Origin of the sequence: Thalassotalea sp. G20_0 (assembly GCF_017744175.1) — a bacterium.
In the GTDB taxonomy this organism is placed as follows: Bacteria; Pseudomonadota; Gammaproteobacteria; order Pseudomonadales; family Endozoicomonadaceae; genus Endozoicomonas.
Map to the genome: position 1 here is coordinate 1 of NZ_JAGHQV010000469.1, position 575 is coordinate 575.

A 575-nucleotide genomic window follows, 5' to 3' on the forward strand; every position below is an offset into this window, starting at 1 on the left:
ATTAAAAAGACCACTGCCGGGGAGTCTGGCAGAGATGTAACGGGCGGCATCAAAGGCTGCCATATTAAGGCGCTGGTAGCTATAGTACATACGGCCAAACTCAACTGTAGCCAGTAGCAATGTCATCAGAAAAGGCAATACCATTGCAAATTCCACGGCGGCCATGCCCTTTTGCTTAAGAGAGTAAAATCTCCCCGCAGACTGTTGTATGAAAATCACTGACCAACCCCACTGTATAAGACAACGTCAAAAGCCCCGGTGACCTTGTCACTCAGCGTGGAAGCTGGGCATGGAATATGCTGAGCGAGAAACTCAGTACGATATTCAAGGTCAATATTAAACAGGCCGGATTCTTCATCCACATCATCCAGAAAGACTCTGGCGGGCTCCAACATAAAAAAACAGGCAAACTGCTTTCTGGAAAGATCATTGACACCGCAGGTTGGAGCAACGGGCATTTTCAAGACACGGCGGTTGGTTTCACAGCGGCTGGCACCACAAGAGCCTGTGCCATTGTTCAGGTCATTCAGATAGTCGGAATAAACGTAGGGATAGTTCGAAGCCTGCTCTATTTC

General features: G+C 48.2%; 2 protein-coding genes. Both read right to left on the bottom strand.

Features of this window, described 5'->3' with window-relative positions; genetic code table 11:
* A partial coding sequence (locus J7438_RS28605; RefSeq protein ID WP_353620206.1) for a TadE family protein occupies positions 1 to 165 on the bottom strand: 165 nt, incomplete at its 3' end.
* 50 nt (positions 166 to 215) lie between these two features.
* Positions 216 to 575: hypothetical protein (locus J7438_RS27090; RefSeq protein WP_209279110.1), on the bottom strand; the 360-nt coding region annotated here is incomplete at its 5' end.